This window comes from Candidatus Pelagibacter sp., from assembly GCF_052049815.1.
Taxonomy (GTDB): Bacteria; Pseudomonadota; Alphaproteobacteria; order Pelagibacterales; family Pelagibacteraceae; genus Pelagibacter.
Genome location: NZ_JBNGZG010000063.1, coordinates 1 through 3,676 on the forward strand (window position 1 = coordinate 1; position 3,676 = coordinate 3,676).

4 protein-coding genes are annotated in these 3,676 nt (G+C 25.4%); 1 reads left to right on the forward strand and 3 read right to left on the reverse strand.

The window, feature by feature from the left end; genetic code table 11:
* Positions 1-28: 28 nt before the first annotated feature.
* Complete coding sequence (locus ACTT9D_RS06905) at positions 29-499, forward strand: glutathione peroxidase (protein ID WP_440931051.1); 471 nt, start codon at positions 29-31, stop codon at positions 497-499.
* Here ACTT9D_RS06905 and ACTT9D_RS06910 read toward each other — a convergent pair.
* Genes ACTT9D_RS06910 through metG form a run of 3 tightly spaced genes read right to left on the reverse strand, consistent with a single transcriptional unit; the run spans position 494 to position 3,559 of the window.
* Complete coding sequence (locus ACTT9D_RS06910) at positions 494-1,264, reverse strand: MBL fold metallo-hydrolase (protein WP_440931048.1); 771 nt, start codon at positions 1,262-1,264, stop codon at positions 494-496. The genes ACTT9D_RS06905 and ACTT9D_RS06910 overlap by 6 nt on opposite strands.
* Positions 1,261-2,025: a TatD family hydrolase gene (locus tag ACTT9D_RS06915; protein WP_440931049.1), complete on the reverse strand. Its 765-nt coding sequence runs from the start codon at positions 2,023-2,025 to the stop codon at positions 1,261-1,263. Before ACTT9D_RS06915 ends, ACTT9D_RS06910 begins: the two co-directional genes overlap by 4 nt.
* Positions 2,018-3,559, reverse strand: coding sequence for a methionine--tRNA ligase (gene metG, locus ACTT9D_RS06920; protein ID WP_440931050.1), 1,542 nt, complete (start codon positions 3,557-3,559; stop codon positions 2,018-2,020). Before metG ends, ACTT9D_RS06915 begins: the two co-directional genes overlap by 8 nt.
* Positions 3,560-3,676 lie beyond the last annotated feature (117 nt).

A 3,676-nucleotide genomic window follows, 5' to 3' on the forward strand; every position in this document is an offset into this window, starting at 1 on the left:
GAGATTTGTATAAGAGATAGATTAAAAAATTTTTTATGATTTTGAAATTAAATCTATTACAGGTGAGAATATTAAATTGTCAGATTATAAAGGTAAAACTATTTTGATGGTAAATGTTGCAAGTAACTGTGGTTTTACAAAACAATATACAGATTTACAAAATCTATATGAAAAATATAAGGACCAAAATTTTATAGTTTTAGGTGTTCCCTCAAATCAATTTGGCAGTCAAGAACCTGGATCAAATAAAGAAATAAAAGAATTTTGTGAAACAAATTTTAATATTACTTTTCCTATAACAGAAAAAATTAAAGTTAAGGGTGATGATGCGCATCCCATTTATAAATGGGCAAAAGAAAATTTTGGTAATTCATCTGTTCCAAAATGGAATTTCCATAAAATCATAATAAATAATGAAGGTAAAATTGAAGAAGCATATGGTTCATTTACAAAACCATTATCTTCAAAAATTATAACTGTTTTAGAAAATATTTTATAAATTCAAAGTCATTCCATCATAGGCAGGAATTATTTTCTTTGGTAATCTGTTTAATAATTCTTTGTAATCAAGATCAGAATGGAGATTTGTTAAAATCGTTTTTTTTGGTTTAAAAATTTTTGTTAATTCTAAAACTTTTTCTAAATTTAGATGTGACGGATGATATCTATACCAAAGGCAATCAATAACCAGATATTTTAAATTTTTAAAATATTTAAAACACTTTTTTTCAATATTACTTACGTCACTTATGTATGCTAATTTTTTATCAAAAATGTAACAAACACTCTTTACTTTTCCATGAGGGACAGGAAATGAGTTTATTTTTATAGTTTTTTGTTTGTCCTTAATTCTCATAATATTTTTAGTTTTATTTAAATGAATTATTGCGGGATATTCTTTACTGAATGATTTAAAGCAATAACTAAAAGCTTTTTTTAGATATCTAGCAGTAGCAGTATCGGCATAAGCAGGAATAGTTTTTTTATTTTTCATATAGAAAACTCTTAAATCATTAATTCCATGTGTTTGATCTGCATGCATATGTGAAAATAGAACATGATCTATATTGTTAATTTTATTATTGATTAATTGTTGTCTTAGATCTGGTGAAGTATCGATTAAAATATTATTATTAGCAGTTTTTAATAAAGCTGAACATCTAGTTCTATAATTTTTTTTATTTTTAGGACTACATTTTCCAAAATTACCATCAGCTCTGGGTACACCCATTGAACTACCACAACCTAATATTATAAATTTCATGAAAAATTAAATAATCTATTAAAATTTTTTGTAGTCTCATAAACTAATTTTTCAAAATTTATTTCTTTTATTTCACTAAGTTTAATAGCGGTATGTTTAATGAATGATGGTTCATTTTTTTTTCCTCTATTTGGTATTGGTGCTAAGAAAGGACTATCAGTTTCAATAAGTGTTTTTTCAATTGGTATAAACTTAAATGTATCCTGCAAATCTTTTGCATTTTTAAATGTTATTATTCCACTTGCTGAAAAAAAAGATCCAAGGTCTAGTAATTTTTTTGCAAAATCTAAACTACCTGTGAAACAATGCATTAAAAGTTTAGGATTTTGATTCCTATAATATTTTAAAATTTCAAAAGTTTTAATCTCAGCATCTCTTGAATGAATTATTATAGGTAAATCTAATTCTATAGCAGCCTCAATATGGTTTACAAAACTAGTTTTTTGATTTTTTTCATTAGAGTTTTTGTAGAAAAAATCTAAGCCAGTCTCCCCTATTCCAATAATTCTTTTATAGGGTTTTGAATTTTGAATAATTAATTCCTTTGTTAATTGGTCATTATTAGTTTCATGAGGGTGTATACCAAAGCTACCATAAATTATTTCATCTTTTTGTATAAGTTCTTTAATATTTTGAAAGCTCTTTAAAGAAGTACTGATAGTAAGTAATTTTGTAATACCAACATCCTTTGATCTTTGAATTACTGCATCTAGATTATCAAATAACGGTTCATGATCTAAGTGGCAGTGAGAATCAATCATTTTCTTTTTCTATTTTTTTGAATAAAATTCCTACTTTATTTAATTTGTTTCCCTGTTTTAAATAAATATGATTGCTAATGGAAGATAAATTAATATCACTTTCTTTCAAATTAAAAATTTTTAACGCTTTCAATGAAGAGGATGGAATTATTGGATATAATAAATAAGTTATTTTTCTTACAATTTCTAGAGTTGTATAAACAATAGTATTTAATCTTTTTTTATTATCTTTTTTTTTCCATGGTTCTTGATCATTGAAATACTTATTTGCATCAAATAAGCAGTTTACAATAAAATTAATGTAAAAATTAATATCTTGGTTATCAATTTTTTCTCTAATAGTTTGTAAATTTTTTTCATAATTTTCTAAAATATTTTTATCATCTTTATTAAATTCTATATCTTTAGGAATCTTTTCATCACAATTTTTTGAAGCGAACGCAGTTACACGTTGACATAAATTACCATAATTATTTGCTAAGTCGCTATTTATACAATCTTCAAGTCTTTCTTGAGATATATTTCCGTCATTACCAAAAGAAACTTCTTTAATTAAATAATATCTAAGCGGATCCAAACCGTAATTTTCAATTATTTCTAAAGGATCTAAAATATTTCCTTTTGATTTTGACATTTTTTCATTTTCAGAAAGTATCCATCCATGACCATATACTTTTTTTGGCAAAGGTAGATTTGCAGCCATTAAAAAAGCAGGCCAATATATAGCATGAAACCTTAAAATATCTTTTCCTATTAAATGAATTGTTGCTGGCCAAAATTCTTTATAGAGATCATTATTTTTGTCAGGATAATTGAGAGCACTTATGTAATTTGTTAGAGCATCTAGCCATACATATATAATATGTTCATTATTATTAGGGACCTTTATACCCCAAGAAAAACTTTTTCTACTAACTGATAAATCTTTTAGTCCGCTCTTTACAAAACTTATAACTTCATTTTTCCTAGATTCAGGTGATATAAAATCAGGATTTTTTTCATAGTAATCAAGAAGAGAATTTTGCCATTTTGATAATTTGAAAAAAAATGACTCCTCTTCAATCCATTCAACTTTAGATTTAGAAGATTTTGCAATTTTTTCTCCATCTATTTCATCAATTTCATCTTCATTATAGTAAGCTTCATCAGATACAGAATACCAACCAGAATATTTAGACAAATATATGTCTCCTGATTTTTCGAGCTCACTCCATAAATGTTGAACGGATTTTTTATGACGATCTTCTGTAGTTCTAATAAAATCTGTATTTGTTAAATTTAATTTAGATGACAAATTTCTGAATGTTTCACTAATTTCATCACAGAATAATAATGGTTCAATATTCTTTTTTTCTGCTGAACGCTGGATTTTTAAACCATGTTCATCAGTGCCAGTTAAAAAATGCACATTAAAACCATCTATTCTTTTGAACCTGGCGAAAAAATCAGCAATAATACTTGAATAAGCATGCCCCATATGAGGCTTAGCCGAAGGATAATATATTGGTGTAGTTATATAGAAATTTTTATTCATTAATTTAAATTTTGATGCAATCTAAGAAAAATACTTTCAGTATCAAGATTAAATTTTGACATATTATTTACAGATCTAATATGATCATCAAAGTTAAGATAATTTTGTTCTGAAGGT